Here is a 19,552-nt window from a genome sequence, read left to right on the forward strand (position 1 = left end):
TATTACATTTTTGGGCCTGGGTTGGGCTGATGGGAGTGGTCACATGAATGCGAAAGTAAATATTACCAATCGTGCGGGTGCTAGTTTTCCGGTTCGTCGCATGAACTTTGATTTTGATGCTGTACCGGAATATTGGATGAATGGTTCAGCAGGTCTCACTCATTTTATGACCGCATTATCTGCGCTATTTCCAGCAGGTGAAAAGTTTTTTATAGATTCAGTCCGCGCGGTACGTAACCATCCTGCAATTGCCAATAATGAAGCATTACAAAAAGAAATTTCTGCTTTTATTGGTCAGGAAGCCATGCATACTCACGAGCATATCGGCTTTAATGCTTCTGCGCAAAAACATGGGCATGATGTCGAGACGCTTGATCGTTATACCGATAAAGTCATTCAAACGACACGTAAAGTCATGGCTAAACTGGGTAAGCCTGTGGGAATTACCCAAGAAATGGTAGATTTGACTGTAACTACGGCACTTGAGCATTTCACTGCAACCATTGCCTCACAGCTTTTGACCAATAGCCACATTCAGGAATTGATGACAGATGAAACCATGAAAACCATGTGGTTATGGCATGCTATCGAGGAAAATGAACATAAGGCAGTTGCACATGATGTCTTTGAAGGAGTTTTTGGCAAAGGCCTAAAAGCCTATGCACTGCGTACTTCATCCTTGGTCATCGCAATGGCAACCTTATTTGTGGTGCAAAGCTATTTCCTCGCCCGTTTGCTTAAACAGGATCAGCAGTTTAATCTTGAGTCCTTAAAAGCCATTTATACCTATGCCTATAGTCCTTCTAAAGGTGTCATTACGGGTATGGCGAAAGAAATGCTGATGTATTTTAAACCGGGATTCCATCCGAATGATCATTATACAGATCAACTGTTGGCGACCTGGAAAGCCAAATTGGGTCTGTGACAGAACTGAAGATTGGAGAGCGACTAAAATCGCTCTTTTTTTTGCTCGATTTTTTGGATGAAGTTTCTATAATGCGGAGGTTGATTCTATATAAGATGAACGAAGATGATTCGTTTAATGCAAGCAGCGGATGTAGAAGTCGTTGCAAAGATTGAAAAATCAGTTCAATCACATCCCTGGACTTTAAAACAGTTCGAAGATGCTGTAACGGCTTATCAAAGTACCGTGATTGAAGTGCAAGGGCAGGTGGCCGGATTTTGTATTTTACAACCAGTGCTGGATGAAGCCAATTTATTGCTCATGGCAATTGATCCGGCACAGCAAGGTCAGGGCTTGGGCTATCAGTTGCTGGAGGCTTCAGTGGCGATGCTAAAAAATAATCCGGTGCAGATTTTCCTGGAAGTGCGCGAGAGTAATCTGGCTGCGATCAAGCTGTATGAAAAATCAGGCTTTCATCAGATTGATCTGCGCAAGAATTATTATCCTAACAGTAACGGAAGCCGTGAACATGCCATCATTATGGTAAAAGCATGTACGGATGATTTTGCTAGTCTATTTAAATAATACAAACTGACGACCTTATTTAATAATCTGGTGATTCCATCCGCTGGGTAAGGTCGTCATTAATGAGTTTCCCAATTGCTGAATCTCCGTGGCACTCAATGCATGATTTAAACGTCGCCATTGTCCATCGATCAAGAGTTCCAGTGGCAGATACTGAGATTTGTAATTCATCTTGTTGGAATGTGGCACCCAATAACCCAGATAGATAAATTGTAAGCCCAGCTTTTGTGCATGTTCAATCTGTTTCAAGATTGCAAAAGCACCGAGTGAACGACGATTTTCATCCGGATCAAAGAAGGTATAAACGGCAGAGATGCCATCATCCAGCAGGTCGCAAGTGGAAACGCTGATTAGACGCTCACCTTGCCATAATTCTAGAAAGAAGCTGTCGGTGCAGCTTTGCAATAAAAATTTTTCGAACTGATCCCGGGTGGGTGGGAACATATCGCCATCTGCGTGGCGTTCATTGATATAGCGTTCATACAGCGCATAATGTAGGTCCCCGGCGTGCTCTGGACTGGTAATTTTTATCACCAGATCCTGATTACGTTTCCAGGCTTTTTTTTGTGAACTGTTCATGCGGAATTCAGCAACAGGCACACGCGAAGACAGACATTGACGACACAAATGACATTCGGGGCGATACACGAAATCACCACTGCGACGGAAACCGGTACGTGACAGTTCCGATAAAGTGACTACATCAATTCGATGTGCGGGATCCAGAAAAACCATGCGCGCCGACTTGTTGGGCAGATAGCTGCAATCATGCGGCGGCGTAATATAATACTGTAAATCGTTCAGTAGGGCCTTTGGCTGATAAGAGTTCATAACAACTACCCTCTGTTATTTTCATTCACTTAAGCGCGCGTTTTGCGCTATTGTTTTACTTGAAAATACACCTTCCTGATACTTTTTCCAATCAATCGCAGGCTTTTTTACAATATCTTGTAAAGAATTAAGATAGGCTTGGCGAGAAAGTGTGCAGGCACCCAGGCTTAAAAGATGATCGTTGACCAGTTGGCAGTCGATCCAGGGTAGTTTATTTTCCTGTCCAATCAGCATTAAAGTATAGAAAGCCATTTTAGAAACATCGGTTTGCGTACTAAACATGGATTCACCAAAACAGCCTTGACCGATGGTCACACCATAAAGTCCACCGACGACGCGATCTTCATCCCAGACCTCAATGCTATAACCATATCCTGCGTCGAACATGTCACAATAGCCTGCGATAATATCTTCACTGATCCAGGTGTCGTCTGCATAAGCACGCGGCAATGAACAGGAACGAATCACCCTTTCAAAAGCATGATTGATTGTAATTTTATAGTCCTGCTTTTTCATATTGCGTAGCAGGGATTTGCTTGGATGATAATCTTCGGGGCGAATAATGCAGCGTGGTTCCGGACTCCACCAGCAAATTGGATCACCTTCTGAAAACCATGGAAATAATCCATGTGTATAGGCTTCATAAAGTGTAGAAGGGGAGAGGTCGGCACCAATACAAATCAGTCCTTCACCTTCAGGATCAACCTCGACCGGATTGGGAAAAATGAATTCTGAGGGAGGAAGTAAAGACATGGCAAACCCGACATAAATCTATAGATAAATCATCATCTCATTCTAGCAATAAAAAAGCCGCCCATAATGGACGGCTTTTTTATTCTTGCTGCTTAGTCTAGTTTGCCCATCGCATCAAGATATTTTTCCGCATCAAGCGCAGCCATACAGCCTGAACCCGCAGAAGTAATGGCCTGACGGTAAATGCTGTCCGCAATGTCACCGGCTGCAAATACACCCGGTACCGAAGTTTGGGTTGCATTACCTGCAGTACCACTTTGCACCTGGATATAACCATCACGAAGCTCTAACTGGCCTTCGAACATGGCGCTATTTGGCTTATGACCAATCGCCACAAACATACCCGTCACATCAACGTTTTGAGTAGAGTCATCTTGAGTTGATTTAAGACGAACCGAGGTCACGCCAGATTGTGCATCGCCTAGAACTTCATCGACCTGATGGTTCCAGATAATGCTGATCTTGCCTTCTTTTTCTTTGGCAAATAAATGATCTTGCAAGATCTTTTCAGAACGTAGTGAATCACGACGGTGAACCAGAGTCACGTGAGAAGCAATATTAGATAGATACAACGCTTCTTCAACAGCGGTATTGCCACCACCTACGACCATAACTTTCTGGTTTTTATAGAAGAAACCATCACAGGTTGCGCAAGCACTGACACCTTGACCCATATAGGCTGCTTCAGATTCCAGACCGAGGTATTGGGCAGTTGCACCGGTACAGATAATCAGGGCATCACAGGTGAATTCTTCCATATCGCCTTTTAATACGAACGGGCGCTGGCTAAGATCCACTTCATTGATATGGTCATACACGATTTCAGTGCCAAAACGCTCTGCATGTGCCTGCATACGTTCCATCAATGCTGGACCAGTCAAACCTTCGGGATCACCCGGCCAGTTATCGACGTCAGTCGTCGTGGTCAGCTGACCGCCCAGTTGCAAGCCTGCAATCAGGGTGGGTTTCAAGTTTGCACGCGCTGCATATACTGCTGCGCTATAGCCTGCAGGGCCAGAACCTAAAATAATCAGTCGTGAGTGACGTGCGCTCATCAGCTGTATCCTTTTTTATTTAGAAATTTATTGAATTATACGTGAAACTGTATAACAGTGGTGTGAGATTAAAGTCGATATTATTGATCATTGAAATCGATTTGGGCTATATAGCATAAGTAACATTGTGCTTGCACAATAGTGCATCTTTTTTCACAGAACAGGTGCATAATATGTATTTTATTGCGTCGCTTTTTTCAAGCATTGAAGCAAAAGAATATTCATGAAGAATTGGTTACAGGACAGTATATGACAGCGGTGTCGAGTGCCTATGCACAGCGCTTAGTAATGACATTATTTTTAGTCTCATTTGGGATTTATCTGTTTCTTGCAACAGTGACCTATACGCCATTTGATCCGGGGTGGATGCATATCTCCAGTGATACGCAGACCGTTTCGAATGCCAGTGGGGTAGCGGGTGCCTGGATTGCAGACCTTTTGTTTGGCTTCCTTGGCTGGGCAAGTCTGCTGATCCCTGTCTATCTGTTTATGGAAGCGATTCAGGTCTGGTGGCCGCGTAGCTTCCTGAACCGGCCATTTCGCTATTCTGCGCAATTCTTCCTGTTGCTGACCACCTCAGCGCTGTTGTTTCTATTTTGGCAAGTCCCTGCTGATACGCTGGATAATTCTTCCGGCGGTATTATTGGCTATGAATTAGGCCAGAGTCTGGAACAACTGCTGACAGTATACGGTGCAGCATTCTTCCTGCTGGTGCTTTGGGTGGTGCTATTTACCTTGGCGTTTGGGGTGAAATGGAACAAGACCTGGAGCAGCCTCAAAGCAACCCCTGCTTATTTACAAGACCTGTTCTACCGCAATGTGCCTGAAGGCATGTCTGATTTTGACCGGACTGCACCTGTCGCCAAAAAAGAGCCAGTCATTAGTGCAAAAAAAGTAGCGGTTGCAGTAACACCTGCGCCTGAGCATCAACTGGTAGAAATAGATCCGGTGGTGCGCGATCAGGTGGCTGAACGCTTATTTGATGATTTTGCCGATAAAGAATCACAACAACCGCAGTTTTATGAGGATATTCCTGAGGCTGAGCAGCAGGCTCCTGAGCCAGTCGAGACATTTAAGCAAGTACAGCAAGTGCCTCAACAGCCGGATCGTGTGGTAGCGACAGGCGAGGTGTGGCGTGCCTTACATTCAAATGAAGATCAGCGCCATAAACAGGATATTGATGCCTTACTCAAAGCAGCCGAAGAAGAACAGCTTAATTCTCCAGTCTCACATATAACCGCTCCTCAACCTGTTTCAGCACAGACTCATGCTCACACCAGAACCGCATCGGCTCCACATACAGGCCTGGACTGGGATGATGATGAAATCTTTGATGAACTTCTGGCTGCAGTTCCGCAAGGCAAAACTGCGACCGATGTGCATAGTCCATTCAATACAGCGCCAGCCGAAAAGACGGCAAGAATTGTAGAAGACATGACCAATGTTGCACCTGTCATGGCGTCTATAACAACGGCACATGTCGTGAAAAATAGCGCATTACAGGCCGATCTAGATGACCTGGGTGATTTACTGATTGAAGAAGATGAGCCAAGCCAACCAGTACGTGCATCAAGCTATGCCCAATCTTCTGCTTTTGTTCAGGCACCAATTCAGCATCAGGGTATAGAGCAACCAGTATCTCCTCCTTCTGCAACTCATGCAGCAGTACGCGAGGCTTTATCTAAAGAAGAATTTGTAGAAGCCTGGCAAGAAACGGCTGGTAAACCACAAGATGAAGACGAGTTTGATTTTGATGCTCCTTTAACTGATGCTTCAGGCCGTCCGATGTCACGTGCCATGCAGGTGGTGGAGCGCCGCAAAGATTTATCACCGCTTCCAGGGCTAGATTTACTCGATGAAGTCGATCCGAATAAAAAAGTGAATTTTACCGAAGAGCAGCTGGCGCGTTTATCTGAGCTGCTTGAAATCAAGCTGCAAGAATTTAATGTCAAAGCTAAAGTGGTAGAAGCACAGCCAGGCCCAGTCGTAACACGTTTTGAACTGGATCTGGCACCAGGGGTAAAAGCCTCTAAAGTGACGAATATTTCGCGTGATCTGGCACGTTCGATGTCGATGGCATCGGTGCGTGTGGTTGAGGTCATTCCGGGCAAGCCGTATATCGGAATTGAAGTACCAAACAGTACCCGTGAAATGGTCCGTTTGATCGAACTTTTGAGCATTCCAGCTTTCACTGATCCGAATAGCATCCTTTCCATGGCAATGGGTAAGGATATTTCCGGTAATCCGGTGATTGCGGATCTGGGTAAAGCGCCGCATATGCTGGTGGCAGGAACCACAGGTTCCGGTAAATCGGTGGCGGTCAACTCGATGATTTTATCGATGTTGCTGAAATATACCCCAGATGAATTGCGTTTAATTCTGATCGATCCGAAGCAGCTGGAACTGGCGAACTATAATGATATTCCGCATTTGTTGACGCCTGTGGTCACCGATATGAAAGATGCTGTCAGCGCATTGAACTGGTGTGTCAATGAGATGGAACGTCGTTATAAACTGATGTCTTTCCTGAAAATCCGTAAACTGAGCGACTATAACCGCAAGGTGGAAGAGGCGATTGCCAATGGTGAAGACCTGATCGATCCAACCTGGAAAGCCAGCGATTCAGTCGTGGGTGAACGTGCGCCGAGGTTAACGCCGTTGCCTTCAATTGTGATTGTCGCGGATGAGTTCGCGGATATGATCATGCAGGTCGGTAAGAAAGCTGAAGAGATGATTACCCGTCTGGCACAAAAATCACGTGCTGCTGGTATTCACCTGTTGCTTGCGACCCAACGTCCATCGGTGGACGTGATCACCGGTTTGATCAAAGCCAATATTCCAACACGTGTCGCGCTACGGGTTAACTCCAAGATCGACTCGCGTACTATTCTGGATGCGGGTGGTGCAGAGGACTTGCTCGGTCACGGCGACATGCTATTCCTCGGCCCGGGTAAAATCGAACCTGAGCGTGTACATGGTGCCTTTATTGCCGATGACGAAGTCAACCGGATCTGCGATGCATGGCGTGAACGTGGTTCACCAAATTATGTCGACGAGATCCTGACACCATTTGATGAAGAACCATCCAGCCGTGGTTTTGAAGATGGTGGTGAGGGCAGTTCAGACCGTGATGCACTGTATGACCAGTGTGTAGCTTTTGTTTTGGAAACCCGTAAGGCTTCTACTTCATCCTTGCAACGTAAATTCAGTCTGGGCTATAACCGTGCTGCACGGATCATTGACCAGATGGAAGAAAACGGCATTGTCAGCGGTATGGGTGCCAATGGTAAACGCGAGATTCTGGTTTAATTTCAGTCTACCTTCAATAAAAAAGCCTGCTTTCAAAGCAGGCTTTTTTATGTATTTTGACTCAGGCAAATTTTGCCAATACATCCAGAAACTCGGCACTTTGACGCGGGAAAGTGGCAATCACGTCATGAATCCGTTGTCCTTCCGGATTGGTTGCATTGACATCACGGCCATCAGCGACAAATTTCGTCAACAGGCGTTCATAATCGAATGGACGCATATGCTTGAAAGCATGATAGAGCACGTGAAAATCAGCATTAACACCTGCAGGAGGAAGCTGATTCAAGTAGGCAAATACACGCTCATCTGACCATTCTTCGTTAAAGGTCGCTGGTTGAGATAATGCCATCGCAATTTCCTTGATCTAATGTAGTTTTTTCGGCATGAAAAAAGGCAAAATATGAGACTAGATTAGCAAAGCACTGCTTTGCCTAGTCGCAAGACTTGAAGCTATGCTTCAAGTGGGCGGAATATAGCTAAACTACTATTTCTACCACTCTCATATTTTGCCTTGAATCAATTTACTTGACCAATCAAAAATCAGATTATCGTTCTTCAGGTAAATTGATATTCATTTCAAGCATTTCAATATTGGCTTCAGAACGGACCTGCATTTGAATATGCTGTTCATCGACACCGCGAACATAACGATTGACCACTTGCATGATTTCAGTCTTCATCTGGTCAATTTTGTCCTGGCTCAAGCGACGACCCAAGCCTTGTTCGGATGCAACGATCACTTTCAAACGGTCTTTAGCAGTCCGTGCGCTTGATGGTTTATCCTCGCCACTAAAAAGTTTACTCCAGAATCCTGCCATGTCTACGCTCCAAATAGTCGTGCTAACCAGCCCTTAGGTTTTACCTCGATATGACGGTAAGGACGCTCTTCGCCAAGGAAACGCGCAACCAGATCATCATAGGCCTGACCTGCAGAAGCTTCAGTGAAAAGAATCACCGGCTTACCTTCATTCGATGCCTGTAAAACGCTTGGACACTCAGGAATAACGCCCAAGGTCGGTACACGTAAAATATCCTTAGAAATATCATCAATCGTTAGCATTTCCTGTTTATCGGCACGTTCCGGATTGAAACGGGTAATACACAGATGCTTACGAATGCGACCTTCGTTTTGTTCTACTTTTTTAGTTTTACTGTCGAGCATACCAATGATACGGTCAGAGTCACGTACTGAAGAAATCTCAGGGTTGGTCACAATGATGGCTTCATCCGCATGATACATGGCCAAAATAGCACCACGCTCAATACCGGCAGGCGAATCACAGATAATATAATCAAATTCCTGCGAAAGCTCATCCATTACACGAGCAACACCTTCATCGGTTAAGGCATCTTTATCACGTGTTTGTGATGCAGGTAAAATATATAAATTTTCAATATCTTTATCGCGAATCAGTGCTTGTTGTAATCGTGCTTCGTTATTTAAAACATTCACAAAATCATAAACTACACGGCGTTCACAGCCCATAATCAAATCAAGGTTACGTAAACCTACATCAAAATCAATAACAACAGTTTTGTGACCACGTAGGGCTAAACCTGTTGCAAAAGATGCACTTGTTGTAGTTTTACCTACACCACCTTTGCCTGACGTTACGACAACAATTTTCGCCACCGAATCCACTCCTGTTATGGTTCAAATCCCCTGTTTAAAATGGGGTTTTTGGTGTTTATTTATACATTAAAATTGTAGAGCTTCAAATACAAGCTCTAGTTGATCATTCAAGTAAATATGCACAGACTTTTTAACTACATGCGGTGGAATGTCATCCGCCACACAATAGGTTCCTGCAATTGAAATCAGTTCAGCTTCGAGGCTATGACAGAAAATACGTGCTGCAGTATTACCACCCGCACCTGCAATGACCCGGCCACGTGCGCTGCCATAGACATGAATATTGCCTGAAGCAATCACTTCTGAACCACTGTTGATGCCGGCATTAATAATAATGTCGCCATTATGCTGCACGATACATTGGCCGGTACGCAGAATTTCATCATGATATGAGGTGATATGCGCAACGATCGGGGCAGTAGGCGCTTGATCATCATTCACCGCTGTAGGTTCTGGTTTAACTTCCACCACCTGTTCTTTGGTGGCTTTAATTTCTTCTAACTGGCGATCAGGTGGCAGTACCGGGAACTGAATGGCGCGCGCCTGATCTCCAAGTAAGCCTTCAGTAACAGCCATAGGCTGTACATCCAGACTGATTAACAGTTGGATCAGCGCAATGAGTTCCTGTTCAACTGAACTTTCAATGACTGCCAAAGTGCCGGGTGGAAATGCTGCTTGTAATTTTGGGCTAAGTTGCTGGCGGATTGCATCATGATCATTGGTATCTAGGCTAATGCGTATCGCATTGACCATTCTGCCTTTTATCCGTATATCAGCCATAATTCTTCCTTAAATACTTCTGACCTGCTGGTTTTGTGTCGAAGCAATGTTGTAAATAGTGCAAATCCTAGAACAAATTGCAGTAATTCTCTAGCGATCTCAGTTATTTTTTTATGCGAACAGAACCGGACGGATTGATCTGATTCTGTACTTTAAACTTTACTTATCTATTGAGCTCTGATTTTGCTCATGTTCTTCTAAAATCTGTTGCCATTGTTTGACTTTCACCTGTTTCCGGATTGCTTCAAGTGTTTCAAAAACAGCCGATTCGACCAATTTATCAATATGTGGATTATGTTCAATCTGAATCTGGCTGATTTTATCTGAAATTAGGGCAAAAGTCGGATTTTCTTTTTGACCTGTGTGGGTAAATGGTTCAATCAGTCCTTGCGTAATATTTTCTCCCAAGCGTTGACCAATACTTTGAATTTGCTGTTCAATCCGGCTGCCAACAATTGGAATCAAACGTAATAATTGGGTTAGTTCTGGAGTATCTTCAATCGCCTGATTCACTACTTGCCCTACATTTTTAGCGATCATGGAACGTTGTGCCTGTAATTCCTTGCCTAAAGATTCCTGCAAGATATCTGCCAAGGCAATCGCCAGTAATTTACGGTGATGTTCCACCAAATCATCAATTAACTGTTTATGTGATGTGCTCGTGGTCAGTTCACGCTTAATACCGTCCAGTACGGTCAGTACCACCCGGCTAGAAAGCTCTTCCATTAGCATGTTGTAATAAAAGTTACCTTGGCGATACCAGCGGTTAGGAATTACTTTATAACCATGGCTATGCAGGTTGTAGCCAATCGCGACCGCACGCAGCAGGCGCAGGAAACGTAGTTGAGGGATAATGGATAAAATTTCATACCAGTGCACAAAAGGGAAGAACCACCAGCGTCGATGATGACGCAGAACAATCGCGATGACCCAGCGTGCCAGTAATTCACAGACCAAGAAGGTGGTAAACCAGCCCTCGGTAATAATGACCCAAGGGCGTAAATCACTTTTATAAAACTGCAACACTTCGGGTAAACGAATGAAGTCAAACAACCACTGACCAAAATCGCTCATTAAAATGGCGTTGGCACTGAGACAGAACAGATTGATGACGATCAAAACCATCATGAAAATGTCGTAAATCAGTGCAATTTTCCAGCCCCAGGTTCCTTTACGAACAAATTTAAATGAGCTGGACGTAATGTCCGGGTTGTCGTTCTTCATAATTACTCGGTTACAGATCCGACCGGGGCTTGGGCAAAGTTCTGCTGCATTTGTGCGATGAGCTGATCTTTTTCAGTCCAGATTTGATCAATCCATTTTTGAAAACGTGCACGATATTCAGCATCATCTTCATAATTGCCGCCCAGTACCCAGTCTGGAATATCAATTTTTCTTAAATTTACCGCAATACGTGGCACTTCACCTAACCAGAATTCACCATAGCCCGGAATACCGTCAGGATAAACAATGGTCATGTCGACCAGCGCATCAATTTTATCGCCGAGAATACTCAGTGCCAATGCCAGACCACCGGCTTTAGGTTTCAGTAAATGTGTATAGGGAGACTGCTGCTGATCATGCTTTTCTTGGGTAAAACGCGTGCCTTCCAGATAATTTAACAGGGTAAAAGGCTGACTGATCAGCTGTTCACAAGATTTGCGTGCTTCTTCCATATCCCGGTATTTCAGCGCAGGATTTTTGGCAATCTGTTCCTTGCTATGCCGCTTCATCATCGGGAAGCCTAAGATTTTAAAGGCCTGACCCACAAAAGGAATAAAAATAAGCTCCCATTTGGTAAAGAAACGCGTCAGGGGCATACGGCTCAGACCGAAGTACTGGTTGACCGTGGTATCGACCCAGCTTTGATGATTACAGGTCATCAAATAACGGCCCTGCATATTCAAATCCAGTGATTCATCTACACTGATTTGCCATTCGGTATTTTTCAGCACATGCTCAATCAGCCAATTATTGACCCCTAACCAGCTGTTGGTAATCTTGATATTGGTTTCATCCACTTTTGCGGATTTTTTAAAAAGTTTGGTTAAACCCAAGGCCAGCACCGGGGGACCATGAAAAAAAGTACTGCCCGTCATGACGGATGTGACCGTCAGGCCACGCGCCAGTTTTTTTAAAGTCGGTTGCTTGTTGCTATTCGATGACATATCCAAACAGTCCCCACAGATTAATCACTTAAATTTTTTCATATTTTGAGTAATATAGAGACAGTTAGGCAAATAAAAAAGCCTAAACAGGAAACTATGAAGATATTGTGACGAACTACTTGGTTTTAGTTACATATAAACATTACAAAATATTACTAAACGATTTATTATTAACAAAAATTCAATGGTTAGCCCATTCAATTTAAATCATTATCTCGCTTAACAACAAAGCATACAACAAGGAGTCATGCGATGCGTGCACTAGTCATTTCAGCAGCTGTAGCAGGGGCCGTAGCACTTACAGGTTGTCAATCAACTGGTAATAACATCGGTGGTGTGGAATATGATAAAGCTGCTCTAGGTACTTTAAGTGGTGCTGCAGCAGGTTACGGTGTTTCTAAAGGCAATGCGAATACCAGCCGTCAAAATAACCGTGCAGCAGCGATTGGTGCTGTTGTTGGTGGTGCAGCGGGTGTGTATCTTGATAACAAAGAGAAAAAATTACGTCAAGCAACAGCGGGTACGGGCGTAGACGTTAACCGTAATGCAGATGGTTCGATTAACCTTGTGATGCCAGGCAGCATTACATTTGATACCAACAAATCAAATATCAAACCAAACTTCTATGGCACTTTAAACAAAGTGGCGCAAGTATTAACTGAAGATAACAAGAGCGGTATCCTTGTAACTGGTTATACAGACAGCACGGGTAATGACTCAATTAACTTGCCATTGTCTCAAGCACGCGCAAACTCTGTAGCGACTTACTTGGCAGGCCAAGGTGTTTCACGTACACGTATTAATGCTCAAGGTTTAGGTTCAGCGAACCCAATTGCAGACAATACAACTGCCGCAGGTAAAGAGCAAAACCGTCGTGTAGAAATCGCGGTATATGCAGTTCAATAATTCTTGAACGCTTAAGAAAAAACCACCTTCGGGTGGTTTTTTTATATCTGAATATTGATCTGATTAATCGTATTTTAAATTAGGCAACTGACGCAGAGATGACTATAATCGGAGCCGAATCTAGAAGAGGAAGCCATATGTCACTCGCCAGTCAGTTAAATGACAAGCAACTTGAAGCCATGAAATACACTCAAGGACCCTTGTTAGTACTTGCAGGAGCGGGTTCAGGCAAGACTTCAGTGATCACGCGAAAAATCGCGTATTTAGTCAAGCATTGCGGGATTCCCGCACATCGTATTACTGCGATGACTTTTACCAACAAGGCAGCACGTGAGATGAAAGAGCGTGTCAGCAAATTGTTGACGCGTGAAGAAAGTAAAGGCGTTTCAGTTTCGACCTTCCATACTTTTGGCCTGAATATGCTGCGCCTGGAGTTGAAACATACCCCACTGAAAAATAATTTCTCGATTCTGGATGCTGACGACTGTAAACGCATTCTGATGGATCTGATGCAGCGTGACAATTTATCCGGTGCAGAAAGCAAAGAACTGATTGCCAAAGCCATGAAAATGATCTCGGACTGGAAAAATGATCTGATTCCACCCGAGCAGGCACATACTACCTGTGAAACTGCCGAAGATGTGCAGTTTGCGCATTTATATCAATTATATGAACGTAATTTACGCGCTTATAACGCCGTGGATTTTGATGACCTGATTGTGATGCCGACGCGCTTGTTGCAGGAAAATGCTGAAGTCCGTGACAAATGGCAAAACCGGGTACGTTATTTGCTGGTGGATGAATATCAGGATACCAACACAGCACAGTATATTCTGGTGAAATTACTGGTTGGTGTGATGGGACAGTTCACCGCCGTAGGCGATGATGATCAGTCGATTTATGCCTGGCGTGGGGCTAAACCGGAAAATATGGCTTTGTTGCAGCAGGATTTTCCTAATCTGAAAGTGATCAAACTGGAACAGAATTATCGTTCGACCAGTCGTATTCTCAAAGCAGCCAACACCGTGATTGGTAATAATCCGCATATTTTTGATAAAAAACTCTGGTCGGACAAAGGCCATGGTGAAGTGATCCGTGTGATTACCTGCCGCAATGATGATGACGAAGCAGAACGCGTGGTCAAAGACCTGATCACGCATAAATTGATGAACGGTAAAAGCTGGAAAGATTATGCGGTGTTGTACCGCGGCAATTTCCAGGCGCGTATCTTAGAAACCCATCTACGTCAGATGCAGATTCCGTATAAATTATCTGGCGGACAGTCCTTCTTCGCACGTGCCGAAATCAAGGACATGATGAGCTATTTACGCTTGATCATTAACCCTGAAGATGACAGTGCATTTTTACGAATTATCAATACGCCAAAAAGGGCAATTGGTCCGGTAACGCTGGAAAAGCTCGGTCTATTTGCTCAGGAAAATAATCTGTCGCTTCTGGCTGCGGCTGCGGATCAGCGTCTGACCATGGCGATTCCGAAAAAGGCCACGACTCAATTGGCTGAGTTTGCCGATTTTATTGAGGGTTTTACCCGCAATTTACTGGATGATGATGAACCAGTGCCAATTATCCGCCAGATGATGATTGAAGCCGGTTATATCGATTACATCAAGGAAACTGCAGCCACACCAGCGCAGGAAAAGACCAAGCTCGACAATATCGAAGTGCTCTATAGCAGCATTCAAAGCCTGATTAACCGCGCTGAAGATGTTGATGAAAAAAATATTGAAAGTGTGATTCGTAAAATGGTGCTGCTGGACATGCTCGAGCAGCAGCAGGAAGAAGAGGACACCGATAAAGTCAATTTATTGACTTTGCATGCGTCTAAAGGTCTGGAATTTCCTTATGTCTATCTGATCGGGCTGGAAGAAGAAATTCTGCCACATAAAAACTCGATCGCTGCAGAAACGGTCGAAGAGGAACGCCGTCTGATGTATGTGGGGATTACCCGTGCACGTCAGGGACTGACCATTACTCTGGCAGAACAGCGCAAGGCCGGTGGGCAGATGAAGCAAATGACCCCAAGCCGTTTCCTGGATGAATTACCAGAAGATGAGCTGGAATGGTTAGGCCGCAAGAAAAAGCTGGCCGGTAACATCGATCCAAAATTACAAGCCCAACATTATCTTGATAATTTGCGTAATCTTATCAAACGATAAGGTACAAGACTTGCTCTTATTTTAAATGAAACAACAGGAATGAATACATGAAAGTTCAGGTGAAAGTCCTTGACTCGCGTCTTGGTCAGGAATGGCCATTACCGACTTATGCTACGACAGGTTCAGCGGGGCTGGATTTGCGTGCGTGTGTTGCAGAAACCACAATCATTGAACCAGGCCAAACGGTTTTGGTAAAAACTGGTTTAGCAATCTATATTGAAGATCCTGCATTTGCTGGTCTGATCTTGCCACGTTCGGGTTTGGGCCATAAACATGGGATCGTGTTGGGTAACCTGGTCGGTTTAATTGATTCTGATTATCAGGGTGAATTGATGGTATCCGTTTGGAACCGTAGTCAGACGGCATTCAGCTTAGAGCCAGGTGAACGTTTGGCGCAGTATGTGTTGGTTCCTGTGGTACAAGCTGAATTCGATCTGGTGAATGAATTCGAAGCGACTGAACGCGGTGCTGGCGGTTTTGGTCATACGGGTAAAAACTAAGTTTTAATAATGGCTTACATTCATTAACTGGATGTAAGCCATTTTTAGTTGATTAGATTAAATATTAAAAAAAATGAGTTGGTTGAAATATATTTAAAAAATAAAACCTTATTTTTCGGCCAAGTAGAATTATTTAAATCTAAAATTTATGTAATGATCAAATGTCTAATTAGATGAAACTCAAAATAAATATAATTGAATAATCATTGTTTAATTACAAGAACCCTATAATTCTAAAGTTGTAGATTATATTTTTATAATTGATTGTTACATTGAAATCGTTTAAAAATAGCAGGTCTTAAAACAAAAACAAATGTTTAAAGTCATTATGATGAAATCATCATTTTAAATCTCCTTATTTTAACGAATAGTGAAAAGACAGTTTTATGGGATCTATGAATCATCCATTCCCCATGCATATCTTTCGTGCCTATGACATACGCGGTAAAGTCAGTCTATTAGGTGCCGGGATCATTGATGCAATTGCCCACGGTTTAGCCCAGCAGTATCAGACTGCGGGACAGACACGTGTCGCCATTGGTTATGATGCACGCATCAGTAGTCCGGCTTTTGCCGACACGATTGCCCGTATTTTTAAAGATTATTCGCTAGAAGCCACTATTGTAGGTTGTTGTTCCAGCCCAATGCTATATTTCACCGCACGCCAGTTTGATGGTAATGGCATTATGGTCACTGCCAGTCATAATCCTAAAGAAGATAATGGGATTAAATGGATTATTGATGGTGAACCACCTTGTCCTGAGATGATTCAACAGGTGGCCCAACTGGCAAAGTCACATTGCGATAGCCAGCTAATTACTTTAGCTGAACTGCCGCATCAGATTATTCCAGAGTTTTGCCTGCAGTATCAGCAGGGAATATTAGAAGATATTCAATTAAAGCGCTCATTTAAAGTGATTCTGGATGGTCTGCATGGCTCAGCCGGACGTTGTGCTGACTTGGTACTCAGAAAAATGGGCTGTGAAGTGATTGCTTTACGTTGCGAGGCGAATGGACATTTTCCGGATCATGCGCCGGATCCTTCGCAAGACAAACATCTTGAGACTTTACGTCAAACCGTCATGCAACAGCAGGCTGATCTCGGTATTGCCTTGGACGGTGATGGCGATCGCCTGGTTCTGATTGATGAACATGGTCAGATTATCACTGCCGATCAATTATTATGCCTGTTTGCCGAAATTTGCCTAAGCGATTCAGCGCCACGCCAATTTGTTTATGATGTGAAATGTTCGACTCTGGTTCGCGATACAGTGCAACGTCTGGGCGGGGAACCGGTGATGATTCGTACCGGCAGTTCATTTCTCAGAACCTATCTGAACCAGTCTCAGCAGCAGGCCATTTTTGGTGGGGAATATGCCGGACATTATGTCTTTAATGATGGTCGCGGCTGGGGCTATGATGATGGCCTCTATGCAGCGCTCCGAGTCATGGAATATCTCGACCAAACGGAGCAAACTCTCGCGCAGGCCTTAGCAGCTTATCCAAAACGACATGGTACTGAAGATCTTTATATTTCAACGCGCCAAGTGCGTCCTGTTGAGCTTTTAAACTTCGTTGAACAACAATCCGCAAGAATTAATGCGCAAATCAGTAAAATTGATGGCATACGTCTTGATTTTGAGGATGGTTTTGGCATCATTCGAGCATCCAATACAGGTGAGTATTTCACGGTGCGCTTTGATGCCAATAATGCTCAAGGTCTGAATGAAATTCGTCATCTGTTTGTAGCCATGTTGCGTGACCGTTATCCAGAGATCGCTCAAGACATTTTAGATGCTCAATAAGGAGAGGCGAATGCCAAATCAACAAACAGGCATCGACAAAGCACAGATTTTGACAGAAGCTTTGCCGTATATTCAACGCTTTGCGGGTAAAACCCTGGTGGTAAAATACGGCGGTAATGCGATGACCGATCCTGAGCTGGAAAGTTCATTTGCACGTGATATCGTATTATTAAAAACAGTCGGTATTAATCCGATCGTGGTGCATGGCGGTGGCCCGCAAGTCGATTCCATGCTGAAACAGCTGGGCCGCGAATCTGAGCGTATCGACGGCATGCGCGTGACTGATCCTGCGACCATGGAAGTGGTCGAGATGGTACTCGGTGGTAGCGTCAACAAATCTATCGTGAACCTGATCAACCAGCATGGTGGCCGTGCGATTGGTCTTACCGGTAAAGACGGTAACCTGATCCGTGCGCAAAAACTGCTAATGGAAAAAGTAGCTGAAGATGGGTCGGTTCAGCAAATTGATCTGGGTCTGGTCGGTGAAGTTGTTGGTGTGAAAACCGATGTTCTGGAAATGTTCACCAGTAGTGATTTTATTCCAGTCATTGCCCCGCTAGGTGTCGATGAAGCGGGCAATACCTATAATATCAATGCGGATCTGGTCGCTGGTAAAGTCGCTGAAGCCCTAGGTGCAGAAAAACTGATTCTGCTGACCAATATCACGGGTGTGCTGGATGAAAATAAAAACCTGCTGACTGGTCTGACTACTCAGGAAGTCGATCGTCTGATCGAAACTGGCGTAATCTATGGCGGCATGATTCCAAAAGTAGGTTGTGCGCTGGATGCGGTAAAAGGCGGTGTCGTGAGTGCACATATCGTGGATGGTCGTGTACCACATGCCAGCTTACTGGAAATTTTCACCGATCATGGTGTTGGTACTCTCATTACCAACCGTGCCAATCCGCATCGCTCATAATCCATTTTTTGCCAAAAAGAGTCTCAATAGAGGCTCTTTTTTATTTGAGGTTATCATAGTCAGATATTTGAAATGACAGGGACAGTCATGCACAATAAGCTTCTAAGTAAATAGAGAGCTGAAACCAGACCATGTGCCAACTGCTCGGAATGAATTGTGCCACCCCGACGGATATTACTTTTTCCTTCCGCGGATTTTCCCAGCGGGCGGGCATTACCTCTGATCATGCGGATGGTTTCGGGATTGCTTTTTTTGAAGATAAAGCCTGCCGTCTGTTTGTTGATAACCAGTCTGCGGTTGAGTCGCCGATTGCCGAGCTGGTGCGTAATTATCCGATCAAATCACGTAATGTGATTGCCCATATCCGTAAAGCCACTCAAGGCAAAATTAATCTGGAAAACTCGCATCCTTTTAGCCGTGAACTTTGGGGGCGGCAGTGGATTTTTGCCCATAATGGCGATTTGCATGATTATTTTCCTGAACTGTCAGGGCGCTTTACCCCAGTCGGCAATACCGACAGTGAGCGTGCCTTCTGCTATCTGCTCGATCAACTGGTGAAACGCTTTGGCTATCATGAGCCGAAACTGGATCAGGTTTTCGATCTTCTAGCTGAAATTTCACCTGCAATTGCCGAGCATGGCACCTTTAATTTCTGCCTTTCGAATGGTCAGGCGCTGTTTAGCTATGCGATTACCAAACTCCACTGGCTAGTACGTGAATACCCGTTTAGACCGGCTCAGCTGATTGATATTGACGTCGAAGTGGACTTTAGTCAGGTTACGACCCCTGAAGATCGCGTGGCAGTGATTACTACCGAACCATTGACCCAGAATGAAGAATGGACTGCTTTCCAGCCGGGTGAAATGATCCTGTTTCAGCATGGGGAAAAAGTGCGTTCTCAGTTGACGCATGTGGATCGTCTGGAACGTGAGCGTCTTGATCCTTCCTTAAAACGCATCACGCGAGCTGATCAATATTGAAATGCGATTAAAGACGGAGTTTAAACTCCGTTTTTTTATATTTAAAAAATAAGAAAAAATCTAAGAATAAATAAAGGTTTATTGCGGATTTTGGTTAATTAATATCTTAGCCTTTTACTCAGGATAAATTATTTTTAATTATATATAACAGAAACTTAAAATGAAAAAGCCGGATTTAGGCGGAAAGCCGACTAATTTGCTTCATTTTTATTTGAATCAATACGCTATATGCTCATTTTCACGTTAT

At 44.1% G+C, this 19,552-nt stretch carries 18 protein-coding genes; 9 read left to right on the top strand and 9 right to left on the bottom strand.

What is annotated here, in order from left to right:
• Positions 1-43 precede the first annotated feature (43 nt).
• Together I6L24_RS07295 and rimI are read left to right on the top strand one after the other, a co-directional pair.
• The gene (locus tag I6L24_RS07295; RefSeq protein ID WP_216986587.1) at positions 44-925 is read left to right on the top strand and encodes a metal-dependent hydrolase; all 882 of its coding nucleotides are present in this window, start codon (positions 44-46) and stop codon (positions 923-925) included.
• 105 nt (positions 926-1,030) lie between these two features.
• Entirely contained in the window at positions 1,031-1,489 is a 459-nt protein-coding gene (rimI, locus tag I6L24_RS07300) for a ribosomal protein S18-alanine N-acetyltransferase (protein ID WP_005104810.1), read from the top strand.
• 15 nt (positions 1,490-1,504) lie between these two features.
• Here the strand turns inward: rimI and I6L24_RS07305 are convergent, their stop codons facing one another.
• The 3 genes from I6L24_RS07305 to trxB all read right to left on the bottom strand — a co-directional run bounded on the left by I6L24_RS07305 (position 1,505) and on the right by trxB (position 4,128).
• Positions 1,505-2,320, bottom strand: a complete 816-nt coding sequence (locus I6L24_RS07305) for an arginyltransferase (RefSeq protein ID WP_071850221.1) — start codon at positions 2,318-2,320, stop codon at positions 1,505-1,507.
• 21 nt (positions 2,321-2,341) lie between these two features.
• The gene (gene aat / locus I6L24_RS07310; RefSeq protein WP_121980280.1) at positions 2,342-3,073 is read right to left on the bottom strand and encodes a leucyl/phenylalanyl-tRNA--protein transferase; all 732 of its coding nucleotides are present in this window, start codon (positions 3,071-3,073) and stop codon (positions 2,342-2,344) included.
• 92 nt (positions 3,074-3,165) lie between these two features.
• Positions 3,166-4,128: a thioredoxin-disulfide reductase gene (trxB, locus tag I6L24_RS07315; protein WP_121980281.1), complete on the bottom strand. Its 963-nt coding sequence runs from the start codon at positions 4,126-4,128 to the stop codon at positions 3,166-3,168.
• 249 nt (positions 4,129-4,377) lie between these two features.
• On the opposite strand from trxB, the gene I6L24_RS07320 reads away from it, so the two are divergent.
• Positions 4,378-7,437, top strand: coding sequence for a DNA translocase FtsK (locus I6L24_RS07320; RefSeq protein WP_216986588.1), 3,060 nt, complete (start codon positions 4,378-4,380; stop codon positions 7,435-7,437).
• A gap of 61 nt (positions 7,438-7,498) precedes the next feature.
• Here I6L24_RS07320 and I6L24_RS07325 read toward each other — a convergent pair whose 3' ends face one another.
• The 6 genes from I6L24_RS07325 to I6L24_RS07350 all read right to left on the bottom strand — a co-directional run bounded on the left by I6L24_RS07325 (position 7,499) and on the right by I6L24_RS07350 (position 12,018).
• Positions 7,499-7,786, bottom strand: a complete 288-nt coding sequence (locus I6L24_RS07325; protein ID WP_004279254.1) for a PA4642 family protein — start codon at positions 7,784-7,786, stop codon at positions 7,499-7,501.
• Positions 7,787-7,982: 196 nt separating this feature from the next.
• Positions 7,983-8,255: a cell division topological specificity factor MinE gene (gene minE / locus I6L24_RS07330; RefSeq protein WP_004279256.1), complete on the bottom strand. Its 273-nt coding sequence runs from the start codon at positions 8,253-8,255 to the stop codon at positions 7,983-7,985.
• 2 nt (positions 8,256-8,257) lie between these two features.
• The gene (gene minD / locus I6L24_RS07335; protein ID WP_004646120.1) at positions 8,258-9,070 is read right to left on the bottom strand and encodes a septum site-determining protein MinD; all 813 of its coding nucleotides are present in this window, start codon (positions 9,068-9,070) and stop codon (positions 8,258-8,260) included.
• Between the two features lie 66 nt (positions 9,071-9,136).
• On the bottom strand, positions 9,137-9,850 hold the full coding sequence (gene minC / locus I6L24_RS07340) for a septum site-determining protein MinC (RefSeq protein WP_168386748.1): 714 nt from the start codon (positions 9,848-9,850) through the stop codon (positions 9,137-9,139).
• A 159-nt stretch (positions 9,851-10,009) separates the two neighbouring features.
• Entirely contained in the window at positions 10,010-11,074 is a 1,065-nt protein-coding gene (locus I6L24_RS07345) for a preprotein translocase subunit SecA (protein ID WP_168386749.1), read from the bottom strand.
• Between the two features lie 2 nt (positions 11,075-11,076).
• Entirely contained in the window at positions 11,077-12,018 is a 942-nt protein-coding gene (locus I6L24_RS07350; protein WP_168386750.1) for an acyltransferase, read from the bottom strand.
• A gap of 252 nt (positions 12,019-12,270) precedes the next feature.
• Here I6L24_RS07350 and I6L24_RS07355 point away from each other — a divergent pair, with 252 nt between their 5' ends.
• The 6 genes from I6L24_RS07355 to I6L24_RS07380 all read left to right on the top strand — a co-directional run bounded on the left by I6L24_RS07355 (position 12,271) and on the right by I6L24_RS07380 (position 19,305).
• Positions 12,271-12,924: an OmpA family protein gene (locus I6L24_RS07355; protein WP_216986589.1), complete on the top strand. Its 654-nt coding sequence runs from the start codon at positions 12,271-12,273 to the stop codon at positions 12,922-12,924.
• A gap of 137 nt (positions 12,925-13,061) precedes the next feature.
• A complete protein-coding gene (locus I6L24_RS07360; protein WP_004730583.1) occupies positions 13,062-15,101 on the top strand; it encodes a UvrD-helicase domain-containing protein in 2,040 nt (679 codons plus the stop codon).
• Between the two features lie 47 nt (positions 15,102-15,148).
• Positions 15,149-15,601: a dUTP diphosphatase gene (gene dut / locus I6L24_RS07365; protein ID WP_004646127.1), complete on the top strand. Its 453-nt coding sequence runs from the start codon at positions 15,149-15,151 to the stop codon at positions 15,599-15,601.
• A 386-nt stretch (positions 15,602-15,987) separates the two neighbouring features.
• On the top strand, positions 15,988-17,406 hold the full coding sequence (locus I6L24_RS07370) for a phosphomannomutase/phosphoglucomutase (RefSeq protein WP_216986590.1): 1,419 nt from the start codon (positions 15,988-15,990) through the stop codon (positions 17,404-17,406).
• Between the two features lie 10 nt (positions 17,407-17,416).
• Positions 17,417-18,325: an acetylglutamate kinase gene (argB, locus tag I6L24_RS07375; RefSeq protein ID WP_216986591.1), complete on the top strand. Its 909-nt coding sequence runs from the start codon at positions 17,417-17,419 to the stop codon at positions 18,323-18,325.
• A 131-nt stretch (positions 18,326-18,456) separates the two neighbouring features.
• A complete protein-coding gene (locus I6L24_RS07380; RefSeq protein WP_005251159.1) occupies positions 18,457-19,305 on the top strand; it encodes a class II glutamine amidotransferase in 849 nt (282 codons plus the stop codon).
• The last annotated feature ends 247 nt before the right edge of the window (positions 19,306-19,552 follow it).

The sequence above is a fragment of the Acinetobacter lwoffii genome (genome assembly GCF_019048525.1).
Lineage (GTDB): Bacteria > Pseudomonadota > Gammaproteobacteria > Pseudomonadales > Moraxellaceae > Acinetobacter > Acinetobacter lwoffii_K.

What these genes read in the sequence shown, in the direction of transcription:
- minE (WP_004279256.1), bottom strand. Translation starts at nt 8,255, where the DNA reads ATGGCAGGATTCTGGAGTAAACTTTTTAGTGGCGAGGATAAACCATCA.
- I6L24_RS07350 (WP_168386750.1), bottom strand. Translation starts at nt 12,018, where the DNA reads ATGTCATCGAATAGCAACAAGCAACCGACTTTAAAAAAACTGGCGCGT.
- aat (WP_121980280.1), bottom strand. Translation starts at nt 3,073, where the DNA reads ATGTCTTTACTTCCTCCCTCAGAATTCATTTTTCCCAATCCGGTCGAG.
- I6L24_RS07355 (WP_216986589.1), top strand. Translation starts at nt 12,271, where the DNA reads ATGCGTGCACTAGTCATTTCAGCAGCTGTAGCAGGGGCCGTAGCACTT.
- I6L24_RS07325 (WP_004279254.1), bottom strand. Translation starts at nt 7,786, where the DNA reads ATGGCATTATCTCAACCAGCGACCTTTAACGAAGAATGGTCAGATGAG.
- I6L24_RS07360 (WP_004730583.1), top strand. Translation starts at nt 13,062, where the DNA reads ATGTCACTCGCCAGTCAGTTAAATGACAAGCAACTTGAAGCCATGAAA.
- I6L24_RS07345 (WP_168386749.1), bottom strand. Translation starts at nt 11,074, where the DNA reads ATGAAGAACGACAACCCGGACATTACGTCCAGCTCATTTAAATTTGTT.
- minC (WP_168386748.1), bottom strand. Translation starts at nt 9,850, where the DNA reads ATGGCTGATATACGGATAAAAGGCAGAATGGTCAATGCGATACGCATT.
- I6L24_RS07320 (WP_216986588.1), top strand. Translation starts at nt 4,378, where the DNA reads ATGACAGCGGTGTCGAGTGCCTATGCACAGCGCTTAGTAATGACATTA.
- I6L24_RS07380 (WP_005251159.1), top strand. Translation starts at nt 18,457, where the DNA reads ATGTGCCAACTGCTCGGAATGAATTGTGCCACCCCGACGGATATTACT.
- trxB (WP_121980281.1), bottom strand. Translation starts at nt 4,128, where the DNA reads ATGAGCGCACGTCACTCACGACTGATTATTTTAGGTTCTGGCCCTGCA.
- argB (WP_216986591.1), top strand. Translation starts at nt 17,417, where the DNA reads ATGCCAAATCAACAAACAGGCATCGACAAAGCACAGATTTTGACAGAA.
- rimI (WP_005104810.1), top strand. Translation starts at nt 1,031, where the DNA reads ATGATTCGTTTAATGCAAGCAGCGGATGTAGAAGTCGTTGCAAAGATT.
- I6L24_RS07305 (WP_071850221.1), bottom strand. Translation starts at nt 2,320, where the DNA reads ATGAACTCTTATCAGCCAAAGGCCCTACTGAACGATTTACAGTATTAT.
- dut (WP_004646127.1), top strand. Translation starts at nt 15,149, where the DNA reads ATGAAAGTTCAGGTGAAAGTCCTTGACTCGCGTCTTGGTCAGGAATGG.
- I6L24_RS07295 (WP_216986587.1), top strand. Translation starts at nt 44, where the DNA reads ATGAATGCGAAAGTAAATATTACCAATCGTGCGGGTGCTAGTTTTCCG.
- I6L24_RS07370 (WP_216986590.1), top strand. Translation starts at nt 15,988, where the DNA reads ATGGGATCTATGAATCATCCATTCCCCATGCATATCTTTCGTGCCTAT.